The organism is Enterovibrio sp. QJM3NY_24 (genome assembly GCF_057786035.1).
This window is the reverse complement of record NZ_CM173519.1, coordinates 41,966-68,355: the sequence shown is the minus strand read 5'-3', so window position 1 is coordinate 68,355 and position 26,390 is coordinate 41,966. Positions and strand designations below refer to the sequence as shown.

Sequence of the window (26,390 nt, the reverse complement as noted above, 5' to 3'; positions counted from 1 at the left end):
AGAGTAACGTCTTAATCGAAACAGGGGTTAGGCATGGAAAAAGTTTCTCCTTGGATTGGCGTGGGGCTAAGGCATCCACATCATGAGCACTTCATCAATCAATCCCCGGATATAGGATGGTTAGAAGTACACAGCGAGAACTTTTTCCAGCCTGATTCTGATGCTTTTCAGGCGTTAGATACCTTGCGACGCCAATATTCGATTAGCTGTCATGGCGTGGGTTTGTCATTAGGGTCAACCGACCCGATAAACCGCGACCACTTGCGTCGACTCAAACGATTAGTTGATGAGATCGATCCCTTATTCGTCTCTGAGCACCTCAGTTGGAGTTCGGTAAATGGCGAATATTTTAATGATTTACTGCCTCTTCCTTACACCGAAGAAGCACTGGATGTGTTTTGTGCCAATGTCGACATCACACAAGATCACCTCAGTCGACAGATTCTGGTGGAAAACCCATCGAGTTACTTGAGCTTTAACCACTCAACCATTCCTGAATGGGAGTTTCTGGCCGAAGTCGCCAGACGCACTGGCTGCGGATTACTGCTCGATCTGAATAACGTGCATGTCAGTGCCTTTAATCATGGCTTTGACGCACAGCAATACTTAGCCGCCATTGATCCTGAGTGGGTGAAAGAAATCCATTTGGCAGGCTATGTCGTTAATCCGCTGCCCGAGGGTGAAATTTGGATTGATACTCACAGCCAGCCAGTTTCTGAGCCAGTATGGGCGCTTTATCATCAATGGATCGCCGCAAACGGGCCGCGACACACCTTGATTGAGTGGGATAGAGACATTCCAACACCCGAGGTGCTGCTGGCGGAAGCGGCGAAAGCCGATGCCATCTTAAAGGCGCTATATTATGGCCCCTTGCGAGAGGTGGCATCATGACATCGCCAGACTTAGCTTCTCTGCAGCGACAGTTTAGTGACGCGCTGCACTATCAGCCGCACCAATTGCCGGTTGCTCAAGGCGTCACAACACCCGATGCGCTATTGCAGGTTTATCGCAACAACTTCGTGATGACATTAACTGAATGCCTCGGCGTGGCTTACCCCGTGGTCAATGCACTGGTGGGTGAGGAGTGCTTTGCTGCCATTGCTCGCCAGCACGTGCTGACCACGCCAATGAATAATGCCTGTGCCGATCGTTATGGCGAAGGGTTTGACAAGACAATGACGTCATTGCCCAACATCATCGAAGCTGTCCCTTATCTTGCCGATATCGCGACACTAGAGTGGCATATTCAAACGGTCAGTCAGGCGACGATAACGAAAATGCCGTTTCCAGTGGATGCCTTAGCGCTAGTGACACCTGAAGATTTTGGCAATATCCAGCTCCAGGTATCCCCCACAGCCAAAGTGATGCAAAGCCATTTCGCCATCTGCAGCATTTGGCAAGCAATCACCCATCATGATGAAGCGGCGCTGCAATCGCTTGACCCTCTTAATTCCGAGGCGGCGCTCGTTCAACGCCGTCATAACACGCTAGAAATCACGTTGCTTGATGCCGAAGAAGCCACATTAATCGTCGCTTGCGAGCAATCGCCGTTTGGCGATATTGCTCCTCATTTATTGCAACACGTCGCCAGCGCCATGCAGCGTGGCGTGTTTACTGACTTTACTCTCGCTCACACGCCATAAGAAAAAAGGACATCGCGCATGCTTTCAGTTATTACCAAATTGGACGACATTTTTGCGTCCGCGCTCAAGCCCCTCGCTCCGGTATTGCTGCTGATGAGTCGTCTTTGGGTGGCATGGGTGTTTTTCCGTGCAGGACAGACCAAAATCGCAAGCTGGGACAGTACGCTATACCTCTTTGAGTATGAATATCAGGTACCGGTATTGCCTTGGGAAATGGCGGCATACTTGGGGACGGCAGCGGAACTTATCCTGCCTGTATTTTTACTATTAGGTTTGTTAACTCGCCCTGCGGCTTTTGCACTGTTCGTTTTCAATATTGTCGCAGTTGTGTCTTACCCCGCCCTTTGGGATAAAGGCTTCTTCGACCACCAAATGTGGGGCGTGATGCTCTTAGTCACCACCGTGTGGGGGCCGGGTTTACTGGCACTCGACAATAAACTTAAACAGCGCGGGTAAGAGTCAAAAGCTGACTCAGATGGGAGATCTCCACATCCGGAAGTAATGTTGCATGCCGCTGCTTTGTCAGCGGCTGTTTTGTTTCGTTAATCCAGCACGCCTTAAATCCTGCCAGTTTCGCGCCGCGCACATCCGCTTTTAAATGATCGCCAACATGCAAAATGTTCTCAGGATCAACATCCAGCAAGTGTTTCGCTTTAGTAAACATAGCCAAGTCAGGCTTGGCTTTCCCGTCAGGTCCGGCTTGCAGAACATGCATAAAATACGGCGTCAGCCCCAGCCGATCACAATCAACATTGCCATTGGTGATCGCCAAAAGTGGGTAATTTGCCGCTAATGCCGCCAAGGTTTCAATGGCTTCATCTGGCACGGAAAAGTTGCTGCGCTCGAAAAGAAAGAACTCAACGGCGTCATTGGCAAGTTGTTGCGCTGCAAAGTCGCTCAGACCACAACGAGTGGCGGCAAATTTGATCTGCGCTCGTCGAATCTCTGTGACAAACCCTACCAAGCGAGGATCTTGCTCCATCACCTGCTGGCGAATTTCCTGCCATAACGCCCAGCTAAATGCTTCCATCGGCGGGCAATGCGAGGCTAGCCAATCCAGCAACTGTTGCTCTGCGCGTACAATCACCACACGGTTGTCGTACAAGGTATCATCCAGATCAAAGGTCAGTGCTGAGACGGGTTGCCATCTGCGGTAAAACTTCATGCGCGTTCCTCTTCTCGTTCCGTTGCCTGTATTCACTCGATCACAGTGCTCACCAGATCAAGATCTGGGGGGGCTAATCGCTTTTTCGTTTACGCGCTCTGGGATGCGCTGCATCGTAGACTTTGGCAAGATGCTGGAAGTCCAAATGGGTATAGACCTGTGTCGTCGACAAGTCTGCATGCCCCAGCAACTCTTGAACAGCGCGCAGATCACCGGATGACTCCAACATATGCGTTGCAAAGCTATGTCTGAGTTTGTGCGGATTAATGTGGCTATTCACCGCTTGCTTTTGTCCCCACTCAGCCATACGTTTTTGTACGCTTCGCGCCGAGATTCGGCTTCCTAATTTAGAAATAAACAGTGCATTTTCTGGTCCTTTCAACAACAGATTGCGCACTTTTATCCAATTAATCAGCCACTCTTTGGCCATGCCAGTAAACGGGACGATACGTTCTTTATCGCCCTTACCGATGACGCGAAGATCGCCTTTTCGCACCGCCACATCTCGAAGATTTAGGCCGGTAAGCTCAGATAAACGCAGCCCCGCACCATACATCAACTCCATCATGGCGCGATCGCGCACCGCTAAGGGGTCGTCAGAATCGACAGAAAGCAGTTGGTTGATTTCATCCACATCAAGATTTTTTGGCAAGGTGCGCCCTTGTTTGGGCGCTGCCACACCTTTGGCTGGATTTGCACCCAAAGCACCATCGACAATCATAAAATCAAAGAAACTACGAAGAGCAGATAAACGCAGAGCAATGCTGCCCGGCTTTAGGCGTTCACGCTTGGCTTGCGAGGCAATTTGACGCACCCAGCCGGCATCGACATCCTGCCATTGAGTCACACCCGAATCCTGCAAAAATGTGGCGCAAGCGGTCAATTGTTGGCGGTAATTAGACTCGGTATAGCGACTTAAGCCCCGCTCACGAATCATGTAATCAAAAAATCGCGCCAGTGGTTTTTCCAAGGCCGACAGCAGGCTCATTCGTCTGACTGCCACTTGGTAAGAAGAATAGCGATGTGCTCTGCAATTTGCTCAACAAACAGGGTGTCCATGCTGGGCTGAAAGTGTCCGCCATCTTTGCTGGCAAACGACAAAAAGCCTAGCTCTTTCCCCTTGTAAACAGGTACTAATGCATAAGAGCCTAGCTCTGGTGCGTGACTAACAAATAGTTCACCATCGGCTTTACGAAGACGACCCAAGTAAACATGCTGACCGCAAAAATGCGCCGCTTTTATTGCGTCGACACTTTTTTTGTTCAAGGCATGATGGCCAACATCGTAAAAACGCAAGCTAACTGAGAGCTGCAGCGACGAGGCTAAAGTACGTAACGCCTGATGAATATCCTGCTCACGACTGGCGGCAAACAAAGCTTTGTGCGCCTGCGAGAAAGCACGAAACAGGTTTTCATTCCCTGCAGCAATGCTCATCAATTGGGTGATGTCTTCTTCTAGTTCAGCCACGCGTTCGCGTAATCGGCTTAGCTGAATTTCAACCAAGGAAACCGCGCCACGTTGTGGATGAGAGAGTCGAAGTTGCTCCAGCAATTTAAGCTGGCTAAGAAAAAAGTCAGGATTGTCTTTCAAATAGCTGGCCACGGCATCGTCGGTAAGCGCTTTTGCCAGTGGCCCTTCGAGCTTGGAAAGCTCCGTCATACTGTTATTTGTCCATCATAAACATGTGAAGCTGGGCCGGACATATGCAAAGCATGTCCCGGACCACGCCAACGAATGTGTAGATCGCCGCCTGGCAATTGCACGCGTACAGACTCATCAAGCAAGCCTTGTGCAATGCCGACAGCCACCGCTGCGCAGGCACCGCTGCCACAAGCTTGGGTCTCACCTGCGCCGCGCTCATAAACGCGAAGACGAATTTCACTGCGTGATACCACCTGCATGAAACCTGCATTGACACGCTCAGGAAAGCGCTCATGGGATTCCACCAACGGGCCCAAGGTGTCAACATCGGCCGTATCCACATCGTCAACCACTGTGACACAGTGTGGATTACCCATACTGACTGCGCCAACAAACAAGGTTTTATCGCCTACACGTAAAATATAGGTTTTTTCTTCTGTGTTTGCGCGGAAGGGAATTTTTGATGGTTCCCAAACAGGCTCGCCCATATTGACCGTGACCTGATCGTCACCATCAATATTGAGTACAATTTTACCCGACTTAGTGCTGACTTGGATTTGATGTTTATTGGTCAGCCCTTTCATGCGAACAAAACGAGCAAAGCAGCGCGCGCCGTTGCCGCACTGCTCGACTTCACTGCTGTCAGCATTGAAAATCCGATAGTGGAAATCACTCTCCGGATCATAAGGTGGCTCGACCACCAAAAGCTGATCAAAACCCACACCGGTGTTTCTGTCCGCCAAACGGCGGATCATGTCCGGGGAGAAATACGCATTTTGCGTCACGCAATCAACCACCATAAAGTCGTTGCCAAGACCATGCATTTTCGAGAATTGTATCTGCATCCGGTTCCTTTATTCAGGCAAAACCTGTTCTAACTGCCACAGTGATTCCAGTGGCTCTCTCTGACGTACCAGATGGGCTTGCTCACCGTCCACCATCACTTCGGCAGCACGGCTACGCGTATTGTAGTTCGATGACATCACAAAGCCGTATGCGCCTGATGAACGCACAGCAAGCAAGTCACCAGCTTCCAACACCAAGGAACGGTCTTTGCCTAAGTAGTCGCCTGTTTCACACACAGGGCCAACCAAATCATAGGTTTTGCCTTCCCCGTCGCGCGGACGAAGCGGCACAATGTCTTGCCATGCTTGATACAACGCAGGGCGCAGTAAATCGTTCATCGCCGCATCAATGATGGCAAAATTCTTCTCGGCGTTGTGCTTGAGAAATTCAACTTTTGTGACCAATACACCAGCGTTGGCGGCAATGGCACGACCCGGTTCAAACACCAACTCTATGTCTTGATGATTGTCGAGACGATCTAGTAAGGCCTTGGCATAGTCAGATGGCTCAGGTGGCTTTTCATCGTGATAAGTCACGCCCAATCCACCACCAACATCAAGATGAGTGATGTTAATACCATCTTCACGCAGTGCATCAATCAGCCCCAAAAGGCGATCGGTAGATTCAATAAATGGCGCTAGATCCGTTAACTGAGAGCCGATATGACAATCGATACCGTGTACGTCCAGATTTGGCAAGCCATGGGCGTAATGGTAAACCTCACGCGCACGGTCGAATGCAATACCGAACTTGTTCTCTTTTAGGCCGGTGGAAATATATGGGTGGGTTTTGGCGTCTACGTCCGGGTTAATACGCAAGCTAACAGGTGCGACTTTACCGAGTTCACCCGCCACTTGATTCAATCGATCAAGTTCAGCTTCCGATTCCACGTTGAAACACTTAATACCCAACGACAGCGCACGCGCCATTTCTGGGGCAGTTTTACCCACTCCAGAGAAAACCACTTTAGCCGGATCGCCACCCGCTGCAAGCACACGCTCTAGCTCGCCTTGGGAAACGATGTCAAAACCTGAGCCTAAACGAGCAAGCACATTGAGCACACCCAAGTTGCTGTTCGCCTTCACGGCATAGCAAATCAGGTGTGGATGATCGCCAACTGCATTATTAAACGCATGCCAATGACGCTCTAGCGTCGCACGAGAATAAACGTACAGCGGGGTGCCATAGTCTTGTGCCAACTGTGCCAAAGGCAGGTCTTCTGCCCAAAGCTGTCCGTCATCCTGATAATTGAAGTAATCCAACGTTGTCCTTCCCTGTCCGATATATTATGGCTGATCAGTTCCCTGAGCTTGCGTATCCTGTGTGTTTCCCGTTTCTGCTGGCGCACTGTTTTGCGCTGGCGCGTCTTCGGGAAAATAGAGTGGGCCTTGTTGGCCACATGCAGACAGCAAGGTAATTGCGGCCAGCACAACAAGTTTCAGGGTTGTTCGCATCATTTATGCCAGTGATCCAAAAGTTAATGCCCTCTATAATCGCATCAACACACTGAAAAGCAATAGGACGGAATACAATGAACACCAGTGAATACCATGAACTTGTCGACGCAGAATGGATGGCCATCGAGGAAGGTATCGATGAATGCGGTGCAGATATCGATTACGAAACATCTGGTAATGTTCTGACACTGGATTTTGAAGACCGCACTCAGATCATCATTAATCGTCAAGAGCCGATGTCCGAGATCTGGCTGGCGTCGAAATCCGGTGGCTTCCACTTCGCTTATAAAGAAGGAAAATGGCTGTGTAGCAAGACAGGCGTTGAGTTTAGCGAAATGGTCAAGCAAGAATGTCGCAAACAATCTGGCGAAGAGGTCAATTGGTAGAGCGCGCATTGCTTACGCACTAAATCAAGACTCACAAACGCAACGTCGCTGAAAGCCATCAGGTTTTCAGCGACGTTTGTGTCGGTACGTCAAGGCTTAAAATTTAACGAGAAGCAACCTGTGCTGGCTCACCGCGCGTCTCTGCGCCACGTTGCCACTGGCGATCACTCTTATACGGGATCACCTGCGCCCGACCATCAGCCTGATGGATGATGTCGTAAAACTGAGGTAAATTGAAATTAACGGCTTGGCCACTAAAGCTCACTTTTTCCTGAGATGAGGTGTAGAAGCGGTTCACGCCTTGCACCATTTCTTCTTTATCGCCACTGCATTGACGATACATTTCTACGCGATTGTTTTCGTCCAACACATAAATATTGAACCCTTCGCTGCAATCTTCGAAGAAAAACTGGATTATACCTTCACTAGCATACGCATCGACCACTTCTGGCGGATGTATTTCGCCCTCTTTATCCAACATCACCAAGGGCGATCCCGTGATCTTGTTGGTTGAGATAGAACGGTAAAAATCCACCGAGTTCTCAAGTTTTTGTACCGACACGCCGCGTCGCTCAAAGAACAATCCGAAGGTTTGATCAGCCACTCGAATCGCTTTAAAACGACGACGTTTTTCCTGATCGATAGGCTTTAATCGCATATCAATACATTCTGCCACCAACTGATACACCAAATTACGGATCAAGCCGCGCATTTTTCCAGCGTAGCAAAACACGTCGACAGACTCGGGGGGAATCGCATCTTGGTGCATCTTGCCTAGTAGCGTCTTAAGCACATCCAGCATGGCGTTATCACCCTTAAAGTTCAGGGTACGCACTTCGTTCCAGCTGTTGCGGTAAACCAAATCAACGCTACCCACCAAGCATTGCTGATCAGCACCGTAGCTGAAAATGTCTGTGTTTTTGAAATCGAATCGAACTGACGGCTGCTTCAATTCAGAAGTAGGATCGTGCTCAAGGTTGATGAACAGCGCCAGTTTGCGGATTTCACAAGGGCTCGACAACGCCTGCAATGATGGATGCGGTCGACGTACCGAGAAGGTATTTCGCATGTCACTCACCAGCTGATACAACTTGTCGATGTCGACTTCACTGGTACGTGCGACGGAATGCAGGCAAGTCGATTCAGTGAGCATGCCATTGAAATACGCCCAAGCAACAAGCTTGGACAAGTAACGGTTGTGCTCTAGTGGCGCGCGACCAATGATGTCGACAGGTTTAAGTGATTGCTTATACAAATACCAACCCGGCGGATTGTTGCGCCCTTCTGGCACTTGAATCAAGGTCAGGTTAGGTTCGTGCAAATCCGGCGATAATTGAGGATTAAGCAAGGTCACTTTACCCGGCAACACCTCAAATGCAGCGTACAGCTTACGCGCCAAAATACTGATATCTTCAGGGCTAATCGCAGAAGTAATGTCATTGCGACGCGCAAAGCGGATCAGGTTGCGATAGCTCAGCATCAAGGCTTCTAACAGCTCGTTATGCGCCTCTTTAACCTCTTCGACCTTCCAGTTACGGCGATTGTCCAGACGTGCAATATCGTCTTGCGTCCAACCCCATTCACGGGTCAATACACACAACACTTCACGGCGCCATGGCACGGAGCCAGGACCTGGCTCACGGGTCAGTTTTTCATGGGTTTTGAGGTAAAAACAGCGACGCACCAAGTCGAGACGACGGTGATCGTCAATGCGTTCAAGATAACGCGTGACTTTCTCCAGCATCAGATAGTAAGCATCAGATTGATACACATCCACCATACCGGAGAAGAAACGGCGCTTACCGTCAACACTAAGAAGCTGCGTGCCTGGGTATTCCCAAGAATACGCTTCAAGCAAAATCGCTTTCAATACCGACTTATACGGGGAGTCGATACTTTTATACAGTTGCCAAAGGCTGGAGCCAAAATACTCTTCTGCTGGGATCGACGGCAATCCGCCAAAATCGACCCAGTCATCACGACGAAGCGCACCGCTAGCGATCATCTCACCCACGTATTCTTCATAGCAGTTTTCCATCTCTGGCGGCACCAAATACCACAGCAGTTGCTGACCAGCTAGGTGTAAGGCAGAGCGATAAAATTCATCAAGTAAGAGATAGTGTTGACTGGAGCCACAGTTATCAGACGTCATTTCCTGCGCGAGGTTTTGACGGAAACGCTGCTCACACATCACGAAGAAGTTCACTTCTACGCCTTGTGCCATTGCCCAATCAGAAATCAGCGAGCACTTAGCATCGAGCATTGAGCGCTCTTCTTCACTCACCCACTGTTGCACACAAACCCAAATATCCAGATCGCTGCTCAGGCTTTGCCCCATCGACGCGGTGCTGCCCATGGAGAACATCCCTTTAATCGGGAAATCTTCAGAAATGGGTTTTTCCGGCGCAGACGTATTCGATGCCAATGCACAATCATTGACAAAATCTTGATGAATATCTGAAAGGGTAAAGCTGGCAATGCCGTGAACAACACTGCGCTCGAGGTAGCCAGGAACGGCAGGATGGTTAAAGTGCAGCAAAGCAGGTAATACGTTAAACACGTTAACGGCCTGAGAATGCATAGCGCTTCGTGCGCGCTCCAATCGTACTCGATTGAAGGCATTAAGACGCTCTATTTGCTGATCAATATAGTTTTGCAAGATTAACATCCAAAGTTGCCGACATCCTAGTCAACGAAACAGGCCTCAACGAAATACCACTGCGAGTCCCATGGATAAAAACGTGATCAATCTAACAGTTTTTACTCGGAGCGTAAAGCAAGCAACGACACAACATATTTGCTAAACATCGCTCACTATCTGAACGAAACTGTGAGACACACAACGCTTTATCTCAAATTTGATTCGAAATAAGGTGAACCAAGTAGTATTTCACACCCTACAACGACCCTTATTATTTGATCCATATCACACAGGATAGTCTATGGTGCAAAGCTTCGCACATTTTAGACGCCGCTTTCTCTGCCTTATTGCTACGCATTTCCATAACAGCCCTCCATCTTTTGCACTTCACGTTCACTGTCCTCGTTAATCACTGACGCCAATCACCGAAACAACCCATCTAAGTGATACGACGAATCACAGGGCATCACACGTACCGACTGACTTCTGAAATCCTGCATCTTGAGGTGGTTTGGCAATGAGAAGCGGTGATACGATTAGCGTATGCAAATCACATGGAACCCACTATGAATTCAACGCCCCTACGCATCGCGACTCGCAAAAGCCCATTGGCGCTTTGGCAGGCCGAATATGTTAAAGCTGCTCTCGAGAATACACACCCCGGTCTGGTGGTTGAGTTGGTGCCAATGGTGACCAAGGGCGACATTATTCTGGATACGCCACTCGCGAAAGTGGGCGGCAAAGGCCTGTTCGTAAAAGAACTAGAACAAGCCATGCTGGAAGGACGTGCTGATATCGCCGTTCACTCAATGAAAGATGTCCCTGTCGAATTTCCAGAAGGGCTGGGACTCGTCACTATCTGTGAGCGTGGTGATCCACGTGATGCTTTTGTTTCTAACACGTATTCGAGTATCAGCGATCTGCCACAAGGCGCGATTGTCGGTACATCGAGCTTGCGTCGTCAGTGCCAACTGCGTGAGATGCGCCCCGACCTCGTGGTTAACGATCTACGCGGTAACGTGGGGACACGTCTGGGTAAACTCGATAACGGTGAATATGACGCCATCATCCTTGCTGCGGCTGGTTTGAAGCGCCTTGGACTGCATGACCGTATTCGCAATGAAATCGAACCCGAAGAAATCCTGCCTGCAGTTGGACAAGGCGCCGTCGGCATTGAATGTCGACTTGACGATGAGCGTGTTCGTGCTTTGCTCGAGCCACTTGCTGATGCAAACACCACCTATCGCGTATTGTGCGAGCGCGCCATGAACAATCGCCTACAAGGTGGTTGTCAGGTTCCTATCGGCAGTTATTCTGAAATTCAAGGCGATCAAATCTATTTGCGCGCTTTGGTTGGCGAGCCAGACGGCAGCGAAATCATTCGTGGTGAAGTCACAGGGCCGCTAGAAAAAGCCGAAGAATTGGGAACCGGCCTTGCAGAGCGATTGCTGGCAGAAGGCGCACGCCCAATTCTTGAAAAGTTGTATCAGGACGAAATATGACGGTCGTGGTCGTCCGTCCGGCACCTGCCTGTTATGCGCTGGTCGACAGCCTCAACCAAGCAGGAATAAAGGCGCTGCCCGCGCCTTTGTTATCTTTTTCAGCCGGCGCCGACCTCCCGACACTTCGCGATACCCTAACCACACTGCCTAGCGGCAGTGTGGTTGTTGCTGTCAGCCCACGCGCTGTCGAATATGCGCAACTGCACTTAAACGAACATCATACCCAATGGCGAACGGACCTACATTTCGTTGCTGTGGGCGAAAAAACAGCCTCTGTTTGGCGCGAACTGAGCGGCATTGATGCCCTGCAGCCCCCGAGCGAAGACAGTGAAGGCATGTTATCCCTGCCCGTTTTTTCAAAAACAACATCGTTATCTGTACTGATTTTACGCGGCAATGGCGGGCGGGCCTTATTGGGAGATACGCTCATTCAAAGTGGTGCCAAGGTGCGCTATTTTGAAGCCTATCAACGACACTGGAACGCAGACGATTTATCATCATTAGCCAAACAATGGCGGGCAGACGGCGTCGACACCTTTGTCGTCACCAGTGGTGAACAACTTTCACTTTTATGCCAGACAATCTCAGAGTGTGACCAGCAATGGTTACGAGAATGCCATATACTGGTGCCAAGCAAACGGATTTACAATCAAGCAATTGGCCTTGGCTTTTCGGCAATTAACTGCGTAAACAGCGCCTCCAATGACTCGCTGCTGCGCGCTTTATACGAGATGAACAACTCGGGACATTCGGATGACAGACAAGAATAAACCTTCAGGCACGGAGAAAGACACAGCGGCGCCAGCATCCTCAAAAGACACGGCAACGAATGCGTCTGACAAAGCCACCAGCTCTCCTTCTCATACAGATACTAAAGTGTCTGATAAGACTCAAGCAGGCGATAAATCTTCTGTGGCACCGTCTTCTTCAGCAAAAGAAACCCAACCTGCTAAGCCTTCAAAACCCACCGCCTCTGCACCTGTGAAAGAAAGGAAAGGCGGGCGTGGATTGGCTGTACTTGCCATTGTGCTGGTTATTGCACTGGGCGCGGGTCTTTACTACCACGGGCATCAGCAATCAATGCAATACAACGCAGGTATTGCCACATTAAGTTCTCAGGTTTCTGAACTGAAAACGGCGCTGGAAGACAGTGACAAACAAGCACAAGCTGCGGTGCAAAAAGCCACGCAAGATACACAAGTGCTGATCGACCAGCAGGGCAAAACCATTGCCAGTTTGCAATCGGCTTTGGCTGACGTGAAAGGTCGCCGTCCTAATGACTGGTTACTAGCAGAAGCGAACTATTTAGTTAACCAAGCAGGCCGTCAATTATGGCTGCAACATGACGTGCTGACCGCAACAACCTTGATGGAAAATGCAGACCAACGCATTGCAGAGTTGAATGACCCGTCGCTGACGCCACTGCGCCAAGCCATGGCAAAAGACATTCAACAGCTGAAAGCGATTAAGCGCATCGACCGTGACGGCATCGTACTCAGACTGAACAGCTTGCAACAAGAAGTGGATAAACTGCCACTGGCCAATGCGATCATTCCTGAAGGCGAAGCGGTTGTCCCAGAGACAGTTTCAGATAACGTCGATGATTGGCAGAAAAACCTTAAAGCGTCACTGAGCGATTTTGTGAGTCAGTTTATTACCTATCGTAAACGCGATGGTGATGTCGTACCGCTTCTAACCCCTGCGCAAACCTTCTATTTGCAAGAAAACCTCAAAGCCAAACTGGATCAGGCCATCACCGCGGTGTATCGCCAAAATGGTCGTCTGTATGCGGAATCGTTGAAAGCGGCGGAAGAATGGGCCGAGCGTTTCTATAACCAAGACGCCAAGATCACCGAAAGCTTTGTCAGCACGCTAAAAGCACTGAGCCAGCAAACCATTGCGGTGAGCTATCCAGAAGCATTGGAAAGCCAGCAACTTATCAGCGACTTGTTAGCCGATCGCCTACGGCGCGACCTTGCGCCGCTGTCGACGGGGGAGAGCAGCCAATGATCAAAATCCTCCTATTAGTTATCGCACTGATCGCAGGTTTGATTGTTGGTCCTGATTTGGCCGGTAATCAAGGTTATGTGCTGATCTCTGCCGCAAATCAAACCATCGAAATGAGTCTGACTACATTGGTTATCGTGGTCATTGCTGCATTTGCTGCCTTGTTCATTCTCGAGTTTCTCATTCGCAAATTGTTTTCGTTTTCGAACTCAACCCGTGGCTGGTTTTCTGGCCGTAAAAGCAAAAAGGCGCGCACCTTAACTAACCAAGGTTTGGTCAAATTGCTGGAAGGAGACTGGAAACAAGCGGAGAAATTGGTGGTAAAGGGTGCAAACTGCAGTGATGCGCCGCTGCTTAATTACTTAGCCGCCGCAGAAGCAGCGCAGGGCCGTGGCGATGTGGAAAACCGCGATCGCTACCTGCAACAAGCCTCTGATTTTGGCACTGACAGCCTAGCTACCTCACTGACTCGTGCAAAACTTCAATACCGTCAGGGCCAATACGAAGAAGCACTGGCAAGCATGCAAGGCTTGTTAGATGCGAACCCTCGCAATGCCATCTTGCTCAATCTGCTTAAAGATACCTATCTACAACTGCAAGATTGGCAAGCATTGCTTCGCCTGTTGCCGTCACTGAAACGTGTGAAAGCCATTTCTGACGCAGATGCGACCAAACTGGAGCTAAAAGCTGAATGCGGCTTGATGGCCCATATCGCGACACAAAAGGGCAGTGATGGCCTTCTGGCGCATTGGAATAGCCTGTCGCGTGCAGCGCGTCAGCAAACACCGCTGATCGCCTGCTTAGTCAAACAATTGATTGCACGTCACGCCGATTCTGAAGCCTATGTCATTTTACGAGAAAATCTTAAAAAGCATCCTGATGAAACCTTGATTGGTCTCGTGCCTGAGTTGTCATTGCCTGACTATCACCCAGCGATTTTGAAGTTGCAGGATCTGTTGCGCTACAACGAGAGTAATCCGATCACACACAGCGCATTGGGTCAGTTGTATTTCCGCGAAGGAAAATGGGCAGAAGCTCGTCAGCATTTTGAAAAAGCGCTCAATATTCGTGCCGATGTGACCGACTATGCATGGCTGGTTGATACGCTTGAAAAGCTCAATGAATCAGGCGAAGCCAATCACCTCTCACGTGAAGCATTGAAACTCGCGCTACCTCACAAAGAATGAAACATTTTGCGCACAAAAAAACGCCCGAACGGGCGTTTTTTTATTCACAAAATTCACTCAAAGCCGTAAAAACAACCCATTATGTTTCAATTCGTTAATAATCATTAAGGGCTATTTACCAGCCATTGTTAAGACAAAGTAGCTGGTATCAAATAGGAAGGTAAAATTTTGATGTCAAAAACCTTTATTTGAAAGTGAGCCCGTTGAATCATGGATATGTTACCTTGGATCATTGTGTCAGGCCTGATGGTTTCTGTTGTTACCGGTCTACTGACAGTTCTGCTGGTAAAAGGCATGGAGTAATTCTCTGCCTATTACCAATAACGCCTCCGCTTGGAGGCGTTTTTGTTTTCAGCATCTGACGATGCTGAACCAAAGATATCAAATGTTAAAGGAAGACATATGCCGCTTCAGGGCTTAAGCTCAATCGGCTTACAGAGGACTTTTTTTGTGTTAGCCACCCGTGCACACTTTCGACACACATAATCGGGGGCTGTGACCAGTTTAGCTAACGCCACCATGTCTTTTTCAATGTCTTTACTTTTCCAATCACACAAGGTTTTTGCCAACCCTATGCCTCCTCTGCAATATCTAGGTCATCTGCTCAACGCTATACGCGATCAACGCATCGCCGCTTTCACGTAAACGTCGAAACGATTCTTCTTGGTTTCAATTTGGGTAGACGGCGTTTTTCCCGCAATGAACTCAGCGTAATCGGGGCGTTTAACCACCACACGCTTGGTTGCCAGCACATAAGCAGGATCGAACAAACCATCAGCATCATGATCAGCACCAACCAGTGACTGAAACACGCGCATTTCTTTTTTTACCAAGGCTGATTTTTTTTTGTGCGGATACATAGGGTCAAGATAAACCACATCAGGGCGCTCAAGCGTTATGTCATCCACCAACTGCGTCAATGCATCGTGACTGGATGCATGCACCATCGACATGCGTTCGCTGACCCAATGTCCAATTTCTGGATCTCGCTTGGCACGTTCTAAGCCGTCTTCAAGTAATGCCGCGACCACAGGGTGGCGTTCTACCATCTGTACTTTGCAGCCCAGTGACGCCAGCACAAACGCATCGCGCCCCAAGCCCGCCGTGGCATCGAGCACTGTCGGTGTCGCACCTTTGTTGAGGCCAACCGCTTTGGCAATCGACTGCCCCTTACCGCCACCAAATTTACGGCGATGCCCAACAGCACCGCCGACGAGATCAACAAAAACAGCGCCCAGTTTAGGTTCATCCAGCTTACGCAACTCTAACTGTGATTCGGTTAAAACGAGGGCAAACGTGGCATCGCGGTCATGGGTGAGACCCCAACGTTGTGCGATGGTATCGAGGGTGTCTTGGCGCGTTGGCGCTTCGCAGGTTAAAGCAATCTGCACCTGAGTTCTCCGGCAATCTAGTCTCGCCGAGTATAACCTCAAGCGTCGTCTAGTTGGAGCAAAGAAAACGGCGATCTTCTTGCCGCTTACTCTTGCGCCTCTAGAGAGCGTTGCAGATATTCGCTTTTGATAAGCAATTCCATCGGTTTTGGCATACTGAAGTGATAACCCTGCGCATAATCGACACCGAGCGATTTAAGGCGGGTTAAGATGGCTTCGTTCTCGACAAATTCCGCCACGGTCTTCTTGCCCATCTGCGTGGCCAATTCGTGAATAGCCCTTACCATTGCGTAATCAGTTTCATCTTCCGCAATGTCACGAACAAACTGACCATCAATTTTGATAATGTCGACAGGCAATCGCTTGAGGTAGCCAAACGACGATAAGCCAGAGCCAAAGTCATCCAGCGCAATGGTGCAACCTAGCTGCTTGAGTTTGGTAAACAGCTCAATCGCATCCGTCAGATTGCCAATAGCGGCGGTTTCGGTGATCTCTAGACAGATCGAAGAACTCGGCACATTGCTCGAGGTCAGCGCATCAAGAAGAAAAGCAATGAAACCTTCGTCGCTCATTGAACGTCCCGACAGATTAATCGAAATCATGGCGATTTCATTCACGTACTCAGGGTTGCGCTCAAACCAGCCCAAGGTTTTTTCGATGACTCGTTTATCGATAAGATGCGCCATGTTGTAGCGCTCAGCCGCAGGAATAAACAACCCGGGCGCAACATAGTTACCCTCGCGGTCACGCATACGCACCAAGACTTCGAAATAGAGTTTTTCTCTCAGCTTTGAAGACACACTAACAATGGGCTGGGCATACACTTCAAGCCGATCTTCAGCGAGGGCGGCGTGAATTTTATTCACAAATGCCATTTCACGCTCATGACGACGAAGCTCTTCGTCATCAGGGCGATAAAGGTGAACCCGACTACGACCATCATGTTTTGCGGCAAAACAGGCTGTATCAGCCTGCGCATGCACTTGTTGAGGCGTTCCCGCCGTTTTGTCCAACATGCGAATACCCACGGAGCAACTCAATGCCAAACGAGAATTGTTCCAGTAGAAATCCATCTCACTGAGACTATCAAGAATTTGTTTACCCTGTGCAAGCGCCTGCTCTTCGTCGCATTGATAACAAATCACTGCAAACTCGTCGCCGCCTAATCGCGCCAGCGTGGCACCAGTAGGCAGCAGTTCTCTTAGCGCTTGTGCGGTTTGTTTTAACGCTTCATCGCCCGCTTCATGCCCAACCGTGTCGTTAATCACACGGAACTGATCCAGATCGATGTAGAACATTGCGTGAGTAAAACGCTCGTCTGAGGCGGAGTTCAGTGCATCAACCAAACACATTTCAAAATGGCTACGATTTATCAATCCCGTGAGGAAGTCATGTTGTGCTTGGTACCGAAGCTGCTGCTCCATACGACGATTTTCGGTGATGTCTTCCCCCACCAGCAGAAGTTGAGATTGCACTTGTGTGGAGCGGACACTTTCACGAATCCAACGCTCTTGCCCGTCACTGGTGCGATAGCGAGTTTCACGACGCCAAATCCCAAAACGCTGGCGATTCGAACTGCCCAGTAAGCTGCGTGGCGGAGGACTATCGTCTGCATAAAAATCAGTGACTTTGTGCCCAAGCATATGGCGTTTGGAAAAGCCCAGCCATTCGGTCGCGCATTGATTAACCGATTGAATACGTGACTGGTGGTCAATGGTCAGCAACATCACAGGTTGCTGCTCATACAACATGCGATACTCTACTTCGCTGCGTTGTAATTTCTGTTCGGCCAGTTTGCGCTGACTAACATCTCGCGCTTCAAACAGTATCTGTGCATCGGCATCACTGTGATCGGGCAACGCTTTGAGCGCCACATCAAGTATCACTTCGTTTTGCTGCTCTGATAATAGACAGGCCTCAAAACGACTAGTTTGCCCCTCTATCAGCGATTCAATGTGCAATTTCAATCTGTCACCGCTTAACCAATCGGACCAATGCCAAAGAGGCATAGACTCTCGCGTTTCCCATTGAGGGAATATCCGTTGAAACGCACCATTAGCGGAGACAACGCGGCCTTGATAGTCAAGCAGGGCGATATATTGGTGGCTCTGATCGAACACGCCTTTAAACAAAGCACGGCTTTGCGCTAACTCACGCTCGCCCTTTTTTTGCTTATTCATTTGCTTGGCTAATCCAGCAATGATCAAACCAGCAATAAACATAATGGCGACACTACTGAGGATCGCATCTCGATTAGAGACCATAAATGAAGGGGGTTGATTCACCGACACCACGTTGGAGAATAAGGTCAGGTCAATGTGCTTCTTCTTGGCTGTGGTGTACTCAAACATGAGTTGGTTAGCATCAGTGACGATAGGTGGCGTCGTTGAGGACTGCAAGGCTTCAGTCAATAGCTGTGCCTGCACCAAACCATGATGATGACCATCAACCATGATCCCACCTATCACGCCATAGGGCAGCATAAAGCTATTTGCGCCGTAGATAGGAACTGTCGCGGAAGCCGTGATCTTCGTAAGCAGGTCACCGTGGTTCATAAATGCCCCATCGGCATCTTTGAAATACGAGATGAACAACACCACATCACCGGATTCTAATTCAGCAATGCGATTCACCAAATCGTCAAAACGCATCTTGTGAAGACGATTCACCTCAACGCCCAAATCCCCAGCATTTACTAGCTGTTCACTGATCGCCTGCCAGTAGTCACGACTGGAATAAGCATCATCAAGCGCTAACCACACGCGTTGGGTATCTGGATGAACAGCTTTAATCAAAGCGACGTTATCCGGCACATTGATTAACTCTTCCACGCCCGTTAAGCGTGTAAGGCTTTCAAAAGGTTGATAGCTGGCGATATTCAGGCCTGAAAAAACCACCGGAATATCACCAACCTGCTCCGCCAAAGCACTCACCAGCCACAATGCCGCGTTATCCGTGGTCATTATGGCGTCATAGTGATGATCACGCAGGCGGCTCTGATAAAGGGATTTCAATTCCGCCATATAGCCGACGGACTGAACGCGCTTGGTATCAAGATAGGTGTGCTCGACAACAATGTCTTGTCCTTCTATACCCTGCTCGATACCTTCAACCAGTGATTCTGTCCAAAAAAAATCGGGATGATAGGAATGCACAGCAAGAACCTGATAGGCTGCTAGGACTGCGCCGCTTTTCAGTAAGACGATAGCAAGAAAGAAACACTTAAATATCTGGCGCATAGGAATAATTATTAAAATGTTCCTGAGAGTATCATTATGGTGACACCCTATTGGTAAGCCTGTCAGTTGGTCAAGTTTCATGCACGGAAACTGCGGGTAACATGGAGTTTAGTGAATACCAATGAATGACGTTGCAAAGTTAGATGATTTAGATCGCCAAATCCTGCACACCTTGATGGCCGATGCCAAAGTGCCTTATGCCGAAATGGGCAAGCGTTTTTCGGTCAGTCCAGCGACGGTACATGTGCGTGTGGAAAAGATGAAAGCTGCAGGTATTATTACGGGGACTGAGGTGTTGGTTAATACCAAAGCGCTTGGTTACGACGTGTGTTGTTTTATCGGCATCAACCTTTATGCTGCCCGTGATTACCATTCTGCGATAGAAAAACTGCAGCAGCTCGATGAAGTCGTCGAGGCCTATTACACCACCGGCGCCTACAACATTTTCGTTAAACTCATGTGCCGCTCCATTGAAGAGCTGCAATATGTCCTGATTGATAAACTGCAAGCTATCGACGAAGTGCAGTCAACGGAAACGCTGATTTCTCTGCAAAACCCCATTAAGCGAAATGTGGCACCGTAAGTAAGACACAGGAAACAACCGTCAGGACTGCCAAAATGAAAAATGCCAGCAAGTTGAAGTTGCTGGCATTTTGGTGTTCTCGGCACAGAACTAATTATTCAGTGCTTTCTTGATTTGGCAAATCAGGGATATCCATCTGCTTATCTTCAGCCAACCAACGCGCAACGTCTTTGGCGAAATAGGTCAAGATACCGTCTGCCCCTGCGCGCTTAAAGCACAGTAGCGATTCCATCACGGTTTCACGCTCATTCAGCCAGCCATTTAACGCCGCCGCTTTATGCATCGCGTATTCGCCCGAGACTTGATAAGCAAAGGTCGGCACTTTTAGCTCTGATTTCACTCGGCGAACCACATCCAGATATGGCATGCCCGGTTTCACCATGACCATGTCAGCGCCTTCATTGATATCCATCGCCACTTCATGAATCGCTTCGTCGCTGTTAGCTGGATCCATCTGATAGGTTTTCTTGTTGCCACCTTTCAGGTTTGCCGCCGATCCAACCGCATCACGAAACGGTCCGTAATAGGCTGATGCATACTTAGCTGAATACGCCATGATTTGGGTATGAATGTAACCCGCCTCTTCGAGTGCTTCGCGAATAGCGCCAATACGACCGTCCATCATGTCTGATGGGGCCACCACGTCCGCACCCGCTTCAGCGTGGGACAATGCCTGCTGGATTAGCACTTGGGTGGTTTCGTCGTTTTGCACATAGCCGTTATCGTCAGTCAAACCATCTTGACCCGACAAGGTGTATGGGTCGAGTGCGACATCAGTGATCACGCCAATTTGTGGCACATGCTCTTTCAACAGTCGCACGGCACGCTGAACTAACCCTTCAGGGTTATGCGCTTCTTCGGCACTGGCCGATTTAAACTCTTTCGGCACAACAGGGAACAACGCGATCGCTGAAACGCCTAACTTGGCTAGGTATTCTGCTTCATACAACATCAAATCAATGGAAAGGCGTTCAATGCCCGGCATTGATTCAATGCTTTCACGGCGGTTTTTACCCATAAGGATAAACATCGGGTAAATCAAATCGCTCGCTGACAGTTGGTTTTCTGCCATTAAGCGACGGCTAAAGTCATGTTTGCGCAGACGGCGCATGCGACGGGCCGGGAATGCGCCCTGAATGGATATGGTCACGATATCCTCCTTAATCCAAGTGCTTTGAGCGAATCATAACGTCTACAGTTTGAATAAGCGACGGGTGTTCTCCACGCTTTGTGTGATCAACTGCTCAGTGTCTTGCTGACGCAATACAGCAATCACTGACGCGATATGAGGTAAGTAGCAAGGTTCGTTGCGGCTCGACTTAGGTTTAGGCTTGAGATCACGCGGCTGTAAGTAAGGCGCATCGGTTTCTATCATCAATCGGTCATCCGGAATAAGCGGTACGATAGCGCGAAGAGCCTCACCGCGCCTTTCATCACATACCCAGCCCGTGATACCGATATACAACCCCGCCTCTAAGCACTCACGCAGCTCTTGCTCCGATCCGGTAAAGCAGTGCAATACCGCGCCCGGCAATTGTGGCAGCCATGGTGTCAATATCGCCATAAAGCGTTCATGAGCATCTCGGCAATGCAGAAACACAGGCATGTTCAACTCAGCAGCTAAACGAAGATGCGCTTCAAACACCGCTTCTTGCTGTGGGCGAGGTGAGAAATCACGATTAAAGTCGAGCCCGCATTCACCGATTGCCACGACATGCGGAAGGCTCGCAAGCTCGCGAATAGTAGGCAATGCCATATCTTCCACCGTTTTGGCATCGTGTGGATGCACGCCCGCGGTCGAATAAGCAAAGTCAGAATACTGGGCGGCAAGCGCCGCCGCTTGAGGACTTGAATCAAGATCAGTCCCGGTCAGAAGCATTGCGGTGACACCCGCCTCTTTGGCACGAGAGACGACGTCATCTCGGTCTTTATCAAACCGGCTACTGGTTAAGTTGACACCAATATCAATCACTGTTTGTCCTCGGTTATCTGTCTTAGCAACGTTGGTGGTTACGTTACATTGGGCGCATAAAGAAAAAGCCAGTGTATCACTGGCTTTATTCACTCTGGCAGGGCGTTATCCCTGACTGTGCTCTTCATTCTCGTCGCTGTTTTCTTCATTGCGTCGCTTATAGAAGCGGGAGAAAAACAGCCCCACTTCAAACAGCAGACACATTGGGATAGCCAGCAGCGTTTGCGAAATAATGTCTGGCGGTGTCAGGAACATGCCAACAACAAACGCAGCGACAACGATATAAGGCCGCTTCTTGCGTAAGTCGTCAGGGTCCACAGCCCCTGTCCACACCAACAAAATAATCGCGACCGGTATTTCAAACGCAATACCGAACGCCATAAACAGTGCCAAAATAAAATCGAGGTAACTGGCAATGTCGGTGGCTATCTCGACATCTATCGGGGCAATCGACGTAAAAAAGCCGAACACCAACGGGAAGACAACGAAATACGCAAAAGCCACGCCGCAATAAAACAGCAAAGAACTGGATGCCAGAAGTGGCATGACAAGACGTTTTTCATGCTTGTACAGCCCAGGCGCCACAAACGCCCAAATCTGATACAAGATCATAGGAACAGCAACGAACACCGAGACCACCAAGGTCAGTTTGATTGGCGTGAAGAAGGGCGATGCCACATCCGTTGCAATCATACTGGTGCCTTCAGGCAGCCGATCAACCAAGGGTGCCGCCACGAATGTGTAAATATCGTTGGCGAAATACACCAAACCAAGAAACACCACCAGCACAGCTAATAAAGCGCGCAGCAGTCTGTCTCTCAGTTCTACAAGGTGACTAATAAGCGGTTGGGTATCTTCAACAGATGACATAGTTACTCGACAAAAACTTGAGCCCTACGGAATACCGTTACTCGGTTTTATCCTTAGTAGGACTAGAGGCGCTGGCAACATCAGTGTTTTCACTCTTACTGGCGTAAGGGCGCTGGACACCTTCTGCTGCTTTTTTCAGCTCATCAACAGACTGCTGCAGGTCGGGCGACAGGTTTTGCATTCCCATCTGCTCGGCTTTTTTCAAGTTATCCTGTAGCTCTTGAATTTTAAGCTCTTGTTCAAGCTCATCTCTCACAGAACCAGCCATACGTCGCGCCGCACCAATCCAGCGGGACACATTTCGAATAGCAACAGGTAAACGTTCAGGGCCGAGAACCACCAGACCTACAACTGCGATCAGGATCAGCTCCCAAAAACCGATATCAAACACGGATTATGCCTGCTCTTTGTCTTTCGCTTCGCTCTTTTGTGCCGTGCTGTCTTTCTCTTCCAGTTTTTCCTGGACGAAGTCAGCGTCTTTCTTCTCATCGTCAGTCATGGCTTTCTTAAAGCCTTTTACTGCCGAGCCCAAGTCGCCGCCAATGTTACGCAACTTCTTGGTACCGAACAGGAGAATGACAATGACGGCAACGATAAGGAGTTGCCAAATACTAATACCACCCATCTAGTACAACCTCTGTTTTATGTGGTGAATAACTGAAGTAACCCGAGTCTACTCGCATAATGTTACAACTTATTTGATATTGCCAAGCTACCTCAATTTTCGGCTTTCAGCGAGAATAACTTGAATTGACACTTATTTATTAAATGCTCGCCATGCAAACAACCAACTGAACAACGCAACCGTTCCCGCTATCTGCGGCAAATCTTCCACTTGGTTACTATAGAGTATGGCAGAGGTGACGATCAGTGTTGCCCCAACACCCAACAGGAACCTTGCACGATTGTGTTGCTTTCGCGATTGCATAAATTCTTTATACATAACATCCATGCGCTGATTGACCTGACGGCCTTGGCGCAAACTGTCATAGACCAGCTCAGGGAGTTCCGGTAATTTTTCAGCCCAAAATGGTGCTTTCTCTTTGATCGCGTTAATGACCGCTTGCGGCCCTAACTGGCGTGACATCCATTGTTCGAGAAACGGTTTCGCCGTGTCCCAAAGATCCAATTGCGGGTAAAGCTGACGCCCTAGGCCTTCTACATACAGCAAGGTTTTCTGCAGCAGTACCAACTGAGGCTGCACTTCCATATTAAAGCGACGCGCCGTATTGAACAGGTTTAGCAATACGTGACCGAAGGAGATCTCACACAGCGGCTTTTCAAAAATAGGCTCACACACAGTGCGGATCGCGAATTCAAACTCGTCGACATTGGTATCGTGAGGCACCCATCCAGAATCAACGTGCAGCTCTGCCACTTTGCGATAATCACGATTAAAGAAGGCGAGGAAGTTTTCCGCCAGGTAGCGTTTATCTTCTCGATTCAAAGTACCAACAATGCCGCAATCTAAACCTATCCACTGCGGGTCTTGTGGGTGTTCGTAAGAAACAAACACATTGCCAGGGTGCATATCAGCGTGGAAAAAGCTGTCGCGAAACACTTGGGTGAAAAACACCTGTACACCGCGCTCAGCGAGCAATTTCAAGTCCGTACCGTTGGCTTTAAGCCCTTCCATATCGGACACCTGAATACCGTAGATACGCTCCGACACCATCAAACTGGTACGGCAGTAATCACTAAAGGTTTCGGGCACATAAAGAATATGGTCGTTTTCAAAATTGCGGCGTAGTTGAATTGCATTGGCCGCTTCGCGCATCAAATCCAATTCATCGAGCAAGGTCTTCTCGTACTCACGTACCACTTCCACAGGCTTTAAACGACGAGCCTCAGGCAGGAAGCGGGCAACAATACGCGCCATGCGATACATTAGTTTGATATCGGCTTGAATGACAGGAAGAATGTCAGGACGAATGACTTTCAATACCACTTCTCGGCCATTTTCTTTCAACGTCGCGGTGTGTACCTGCGCAATGGATGCAGAAGCCAGTGGCGTTTCGTCGAAATCATCGAACCAGTTTTCGAGCGGTCCACCCAACGCATTTTCCATTTGGGTCTTAGCAAGCTTGCCGTCGAAAGGGGCAACTTGGTCTTGCAACAGCGCGAGCTGATCGGCAATTGCAGGTGGAAACAAATCACGTCTCGTCGACATCATTTGCCCGAACTTAATCCAAACCGGTCCAAGCGCTTGCAGTGCCAATCTTAAACGTTCGCCCAACGGCATGCCTTGGTGTTCGTTTTTCATCCAAAACAGCATTTTTCGCAGCAAATGTGGGGCGCGAGTGATCGGCTGCTTAGGCAGCAACTCATCTAACCCATAACTCAGCTGTACTTGGGTGATTTTATAGAGGCGACGAATTTCGCTCGGTGTCATGCGTTTTCCACCTTGGCGGCTAACGCCAGTTTTTGTTCAAACGCATCAAAGCGCGCATGTAGACGTGATGCCTGACTTTGCACTTCATCAACCTGATCGGCAAAATAAGCCACTTCCAGCGCTCCGGGTGCCAAGCGCCACTCTTCAACGACCAATTCCGCCGCATAGCGCTGATTGCGCTCGCCGAATGCTTTAATAAAAGCCAGCCCTTGCTTGGCGCCGCGCACCATAGTGTGTGCTACTACATCACCGGTGTAGTGAGATAACCATTCGGCAATGTCTAGGTTAAGGCCATTGAGTAAATTGGAAAACTGCTGAGCAACATCGATGTCACCATCAAGATGCAGCTTGTCTTGCTTGATAAGCGCAGTCAGGTTGGCTTTGTCTTTCAGCTGCGGCGCGACAGAGATCGCCAACGCCAGATCGCAATCTGCATCACCGTCGAAATCTGCTAACACATCAATTTGCTGACTGAATACAAACACCAGTTTCTTATTGATGTCTGTCAGGGTGACACGCAATACTTTGCCTTTCAGGCGAGCAAGTCGACGCTGACTTTCCGCATCCTGACGAACCAGCGAGTTAAGGCTAGTCTCAACAACAGCGGTGACTAATGGGTCAAGAGGCATACTGGCACCTTAGAATTTGTAACCACGGTGCAGGGCAACAATGCCACCGGTCAGGTTGAAGTATTTGGTTTGATCAAAACCGGCATCTTCCATCATGCCTTTCAGCGTTTCCTGATCAGGGTGCATGCGAATAGACTCTGCCAGGTAACGATAGCTCTCGCCATCATTAGCAATAAGCTCGCCCATTTTAGGCAGAAGGTAGAACGAGTAGGCGTCATAAATCTTTGATAACGGCTCGACCAAAGGCTTAGAAAATTCCAATACCAGTAAACGGTCACCCGGCTTCAACACGCGATACATAGAACGCAGCGCTTTGTCTTTGTCGGTAACGTTACGCAAACCAAAGCTGATGGTGATGCAATCAAAGTGGTCATCCGGAAATGGCAGTTCTTCTGCGTTAGCTTGAACATAGTTCACGTTGCCTACCACGCCCATGTCACGCAGTTTATCGCGACCCACATTGAGCATGGAGTTGTTGATGTCAGCCAATACCACCTGACCTTTCTCACCGACAATGCGAGAGAATTTTGCGGTCAAATCACCGGTACCGCCCGCCAAATCCAACACGCGATGACCAGGGCGTACGCCACTGCAATCAATGGTGAAGCGTTTCCAAATTCGGTGAATACCCATGGACATCACATCATTCATGATGTCGTATTTTGCGGCCACATTGTGGAAGACGTTAGCAACCATACCGACCTTTTCTTCTTTGGCGATCGTCTTGAAGCCAAAGTGAGTGGTATTGTCCTCTGTGTCTTGCGTCACGCCCTGTGTCAAATCTGTCATTGTAAACCCCTGAGTAACACCGGACTGGAATAGGAAATGCCCGATATTTT

Annotated in this window: 26 protein-coding genes; 9 read left to right on the top strand and 17 right to left on the bottom strand. The window is 49.2% G+C overall.

Going from position 1 to position 26,390, the window contains the following annotated elements; all coding sequences use genetic code 11:
• Positions 1 to 33 precede the first annotated feature (33 nt).
• Genes bufB through AC3CIC_RS00305 form a run of 3 tightly spaced genes read left to right on the top strand, consistent with a single transcriptional unit; the run spans position 34 to position 2,099 of the window.
• Positions 34 to 891 carry an MNIO family bufferin maturase gene (gene bufB / locus AC3CIC_RS00315; RefSeq protein ID WP_017005007.1) on the top strand — a complete coding sequence of 286 codons (858 nt, stop codon included), beginning with the start codon at positions 34 to 36 and terminating at the stop codon, positions 889 to 891.
• Positions 888 to 1,643, top strand: coding sequence for an HvfC/BufC N-terminal domain-containing protein (locus tag AC3CIC_RS00310; protein WP_488515089.1), 756 nt, complete (start codon positions 888 to 890; stop codon positions 1,641 to 1,643). The genes bufB and AC3CIC_RS00310 overlap by 4 nt, the downstream gene beginning before the upstream one ends.
• 18 nt (positions 1,644 to 1,661) lie before the next feature.
• Entirely contained in the window at positions 1,662 to 2,099 is a 438-nt protein-coding gene (locus AC3CIC_RS00305) for a DoxX family protein (RefSeq protein WP_488515088.1), read from the top strand.
• Here AC3CIC_RS00305 and yigB read toward each other — a convergent pair.
• The 6 genes from yigB to lptM all read right to left on the bottom strand — a co-directional run bounded on the left by yigB (position 2,083) and on the right by lptM (position 6,752).
• The gene (yigB, locus tag AC3CIC_RS00300) at positions 2,083 to 2,808 is read right to left on the bottom strand and encodes a 5-amino-6-(5-phospho-D-ribitylamino)uracil phosphatase YigB (RefSeq protein ID WP_017007013.1); all 726 of its coding nucleotides are present in this window, start codon (positions 2,806 to 2,808) and stop codon (positions 2,083 to 2,085) included. The two genes, AC3CIC_RS00305 and yigB, sit on opposite strands and share 17 nt — an antisense overlap.
• A gap of 73 nt (positions 2,809 to 2,881) precedes the next feature.
• Positions 2,882 to 3,796, bottom strand: coding sequence for a tyrosine recombinase XerC (gene xerC / locus AC3CIC_RS00295; RefSeq protein WP_016959484.1), 915 nt, complete (start codon positions 3,794 to 3,796; stop codon positions 2,882 to 2,884).
• On the bottom strand, positions 3,793 to 4,467 hold the full coding sequence (locus AC3CIC_RS00290; RefSeq protein WP_016959485.1) for a DUF484 family protein: 675 nt from the start codon (positions 4,465 to 4,467) through the stop codon (positions 3,793 to 3,795). Before AC3CIC_RS00290 ends, xerC begins: the two co-directional genes overlap by 4 nt.
• Positions 4,464 to 5,294 carry a diaminopimelate epimerase gene (dapF, locus tag AC3CIC_RS00285; protein WP_016959486.1) on the bottom strand — a complete coding sequence of 277 codons (831 nt, stop codon included), beginning with the start codon at positions 5,292 to 5,294 and terminating at the stop codon, positions 4,464 to 4,466. The genes AC3CIC_RS00290 and dapF overlap by 4 nt, the downstream gene beginning before the upstream one ends.
• 9 nt (positions 5,295 to 5,303) lie before the next feature.
• Positions 5,304 to 6,557, bottom strand: coding sequence for a diaminopimelate decarboxylase (gene lysA, locus AC3CIC_RS00280; protein ID WP_016959487.1), 1,254 nt, complete (start codon positions 6,555 to 6,557; stop codon positions 5,304 to 5,306).
• Positions 6,558 to 6,581: 24 nt separating this feature from the next.
• Positions 6,582 to 6,752 carry an LPS translocon maturation chaperone LptM gene (gene lptM / locus AC3CIC_RS00275; protein ID WP_016959488.1) on the bottom strand — a complete coding sequence of 57 codons (171 nt, stop codon included), beginning with the start codon at positions 6,750 to 6,752 and terminating at the stop codon, positions 6,582 to 6,584.
• Between the two features lie 74 nt (positions 6,753 to 6,826).
• Here lptM and cyaY point away from each other — a divergent pair, with 74 nt between their 5' ends.
• Positions 6,827 to 7,138, top strand: coding sequence for an iron donor protein CyaY (cyaY, locus tag AC3CIC_RS00270; RefSeq protein ID WP_016959489.1), 312 nt, complete (start codon positions 6,827 to 6,829; stop codon positions 7,136 to 7,138).
• Between the two features lie 103 nt (positions 7,139 to 7,241).
• On the opposite strand, the gene AC3CIC_RS00265 is transcribed toward cyaY, so the two are convergent.
• Entirely contained in the window at positions 7,242 to 9,797 is a 2,556-nt protein-coding gene (locus AC3CIC_RS00265; RefSeq protein ID WP_488515087.1) for a class I adenylate cyclase, read from the bottom strand.
• 548 nt (positions 9,798 to 10,345) lie between these two features.
• Here AC3CIC_RS00265 and hemC point away from each other — a divergent pair.
• From hemC to AC3CIC_RS00245, 4 genes are read left to right on the top strand one after another with little or no spacing between them, the layout of a single operon-like run.
• Complete coding sequence (gene hemC, locus AC3CIC_RS00260) at positions 10,346 to 11,281, top strand: hydroxymethylbilane synthase (RefSeq protein ID WP_394213090.1); 936 nt, start codon at positions 10,346 to 10,348, stop codon at positions 11,279 to 11,281.
• Positions 11,278 to 12,051, top strand: coding sequence for a uroporphyrinogen-III synthase (locus AC3CIC_RS00255; RefSeq protein ID WP_488515086.1), 774 nt, complete (start codon positions 11,278 to 11,280; stop codon positions 12,049 to 12,051). Before hemC ends, AC3CIC_RS00255 begins: the two co-directional genes overlap by 4 nt.
• Positions 12,035 to 13,291 (top strand): uroporphyrinogen-III C-methyltransferase, encoded by a 1,257-nt coding sequence (locus AC3CIC_RS00250; protein ID WP_488515085.1) that lies wholly within the window; start codon positions 12,035 to 12,037, stop codon positions 13,289 to 13,291. Before AC3CIC_RS00255 ends, AC3CIC_RS00250 begins: the two co-directional genes overlap by 17 nt.
• Entirely contained in the window at positions 13,288 to 14,475 is a 1,188-nt protein-coding gene (locus AC3CIC_RS00245; protein ID WP_016959494.1) for a heme biosynthesis HemY N-terminal domain-containing protein, read from the top strand. The genes AC3CIC_RS00250 and AC3CIC_RS00245 overlap by 4 nt, the downstream gene beginning before the upstream one ends.
• Positions 14,476 to 15,095: 620 nt before the next feature.
• On the opposite strand, the gene AC3CIC_RS00240 is transcribed toward AC3CIC_RS00245, so the two are convergent.
• Positions 15,096 to 15,866, bottom strand: coding sequence for a class I SAM-dependent methyltransferase (locus tag AC3CIC_RS00240; RefSeq protein ID WP_488515084.1), 771 nt, complete (start codon positions 15,864 to 15,866; stop codon positions 15,096 to 15,098).
• Positions 15,867 to 15,952: 86 nt separating this feature from the next.
• Complete coding sequence (locus AC3CIC_RS00235) at positions 15,953 to 19,105, bottom strand: ABC transporter substrate binding protein (protein WP_488515083.1); 3,153 nt, start codon at positions 19,103 to 19,105, stop codon at positions 15,953 to 15,955.
• A gap of 121 nt (positions 19,106 to 19,226) precedes the next feature.
• On the opposite strand from AC3CIC_RS00235, the gene asnC reads away from it, so the two are divergent.
• Positions 19,227 to 19,688, top strand: coding sequence for a transcriptional regulator AsnC (asnC, locus tag AC3CIC_RS00230; RefSeq protein ID WP_016959498.1), 462 nt, complete (start codon positions 19,227 to 19,229; stop codon positions 19,686 to 19,688).
• Positions 19,689 to 19,782: 94 nt separating this feature from the next.
• On the opposite strand, the gene hemB is transcribed toward asnC, so the two are convergent.
• The 8 genes from hemB to ubiE all read right to left on the bottom strand — a co-directional run bounded on the left by hemB (position 19,783) and on the right by ubiE (position 26,340).
• Complete coding sequence (hemB, locus tag AC3CIC_RS00225; protein ID WP_016959499.1) at positions 19,783 to 20,838, bottom strand: porphobilinogen synthase; 1,056 nt, start codon at positions 20,836 to 20,838, stop codon at positions 19,783 to 19,785.
• A gap of 42 nt (positions 20,839 to 20,880) precedes the next feature.
• The gene (gene tatD / locus AC3CIC_RS00220) at positions 20,881 to 21,660 is read right to left on the bottom strand and encodes a 3'-5' ssDNA/RNA exonuclease TatD (protein WP_488515854.1); all 780 of its coding nucleotides are present in this window, start codon (positions 21,658 to 21,660) and stop codon (positions 20,881 to 20,883) included.
• A gap of 105 nt (positions 21,661 to 21,765) precedes the next feature.
• Positions 21,766 to 22,530 carry a Sec-independent protein translocase subunit TatC gene (gene tatC / locus AC3CIC_RS00215; RefSeq protein WP_488515082.1) on the bottom strand — a complete coding sequence of 255 codons (765 nt, stop codon included), beginning with the start codon at positions 22,528 to 22,530 and terminating at the stop codon, positions 21,766 to 21,768.
• A 37-nt stretch (positions 22,531 to 22,567) separates the two neighbouring features.
• Positions 22,568 to 22,921: a Sec-independent protein translocase protein TatB gene (gene tatB / locus AC3CIC_RS00210; protein WP_407331839.1), complete on the bottom strand. Its 354-nt coding sequence runs from the start codon at positions 22,919 to 22,921 to the stop codon at positions 22,568 to 22,570.
• A gap of 3 nt (positions 22,922 to 22,924) precedes the next feature.
• Positions 22,925 to 23,155, bottom strand: a complete 231-nt coding sequence (gene tatA / locus AC3CIC_RS00205; protein WP_016959503.1) for a Sec-independent protein translocase subunit TatA — start codon at positions 23,153 to 23,155, stop codon at positions 22,925 to 22,927.
• Positions 23,156 to 23,287: 132 nt separating this feature from the next.
• Positions 23,288 to 24,922: a ubiquinone biosynthesis regulatory protein kinase UbiB gene (gene ubiB / locus AC3CIC_RS00200; RefSeq protein WP_488515081.1), complete on the bottom strand. Its 1,635-nt coding sequence runs from the start codon at positions 24,920 to 24,922 to the stop codon at positions 23,288 to 23,290.
• Positions 24,919 to 25,551, bottom strand: coding sequence for a ubiquinone biosynthesis accessory factor UbiJ (locus tag AC3CIC_RS00195; protein WP_017005016.1), 633 nt, complete (start codon positions 25,549 to 25,551; stop codon positions 24,919 to 24,921). The genes ubiB and AC3CIC_RS00195 overlap by 4 nt, the downstream gene beginning before the upstream one ends.
• Positions 25,552 to 25,560: 9 nt before the next feature.
• Positions 25,561 to 26,340, bottom strand: coding sequence for a bifunctional demethylmenaquinone methyltransferase/2-methoxy-6-polyprenyl-1,4-benzoquinol methylase UbiE (gene ubiE / locus AC3CIC_RS00190; RefSeq protein ID WP_488515080.1), 780 nt, complete (start codon positions 26,338 to 26,340; stop codon positions 25,561 to 25,563).
• Positions 26,341 to 26,390: the final 50 nt, after the last annotated feature.

Coding starts and splice junctions, on each gene's coding strand:
- bufB (WP_017005007.1), top strand. CDS start 34: ATGGAAAAAGTTTCTCCTTGGATTGGCGTGGGGCTAAGGCATCCACAT.
- AC3CIC_RS00310 (WP_488515089.1), top strand. CDS start 888: ATGACATCGCCAGACTTAGCTTCTCTGCAGCGACAGTTTAGTGACGCG.
- AC3CIC_RS00305 (WP_488515088.1), top strand. CDS start 1,662: ATGCTTTCAGTTATTACCAAATTGGACGACATTTTTGCGTCCGCGCTC.
- yigB (WP_017007013.1), bottom strand. CDS start 2,808: ATGAAGTTTTACCGCAGATGGCAACCCGTCTCAGCACTGACCTTTGAT.
- xerC (WP_016959484.1), bottom strand. CDS start 3,796: ATGAGCCTGCTGTCGGCCTTGGAAAAACCACTGGCGCGATTTTTTGAT.
- AC3CIC_RS00290 (WP_016959485.1), bottom strand. CDS start 4,467: ATGACGGAGCTTTCCAAGCTCGAAGGGCCACTGGCAAAAGCGCTTACC.
- dapF (WP_016959486.1), bottom strand. CDS start 5,294: ATGCAGATACAATTCTCGAAAATGCATGGTCTTGGCAACGACTTTATG.
- lptM (WP_016959488.1), bottom strand. CDS start 6,752: ATGATGCGAACAACCCTGAAACTTGTTGTGCTGGCCGCAATTACCTTG.
- cyaY (WP_016959489.1), top strand. CDS start 6,827: ATGAACACCAGTGAATACCATGAACTTGTCGACGCAGAATGGATGGCC.
- hemC (WP_394213090.1), top strand. CDS start 10,346: ATGAATTCAACGCCCCTACGCATCGCGACTCGCAAAAGCCCATTGGCG.
- AC3CIC_RS00255 (WP_488515086.1), top strand. CDS start 11,278: ATGACGGTCGTGGTCGTCCGTCCGGCACCTGCCTGTTATGCGCTGGTC.
- AC3CIC_RS00250 (WP_488515085.1), top strand. CDS start 12,035: ATGACAGACAAGAATAAACCTTCAGGCACGGAGAAAGACACAGCGGCG.
- AC3CIC_RS00245 (WP_016959494.1), top strand. CDS start 13,288: ATGATCAAAATCCTCCTATTAGTTATCGCACTGATCGCAGGTTTGATT.
- AC3CIC_RS00235 (WP_488515083.1), bottom strand. CDS start 19,105: ATGCGCCAGATATTTAAGTGTTTCTTTCTTGCTATCGTCTTACTGAAA.
- asnC (WP_016959498.1), top strand. CDS start 19,227: ATGAATGACGTTGCAAAGTTAGATGATTTAGATCGCCAAATCCTGCAC.
- tatC (WP_488515082.1), bottom strand. CDS start 22,530: ATGTCATCTGTTGAAGATACCCAACCGCTTATTAGTCACCTTGTAGAA.
- tatA (WP_016959503.1), bottom strand. CDS start 23,155: ATGGGTGGTATTAGTATTTGGCAACTCCTTATCGTTGCCGTCATTGTC.
- ubiB (WP_488515081.1), bottom strand. CDS start 24,922: ATGACACCGAGCGAAATTCGTCGCCTCTATAAAATCACCCAAGTACAG.
- AC3CIC_RS00195 (WP_017005016.1), bottom strand. CDS start 25,551: ATGCCTCTTGACCCATTAGTCACCGCTGTTGTTGAGACTAGCCTTAAC.
- ubiE (WP_488515080.1), bottom strand. CDS start 26,340: ATGACAGATTTGACACAGGGCGTGACGCAAGACACAGAGGACAATACC.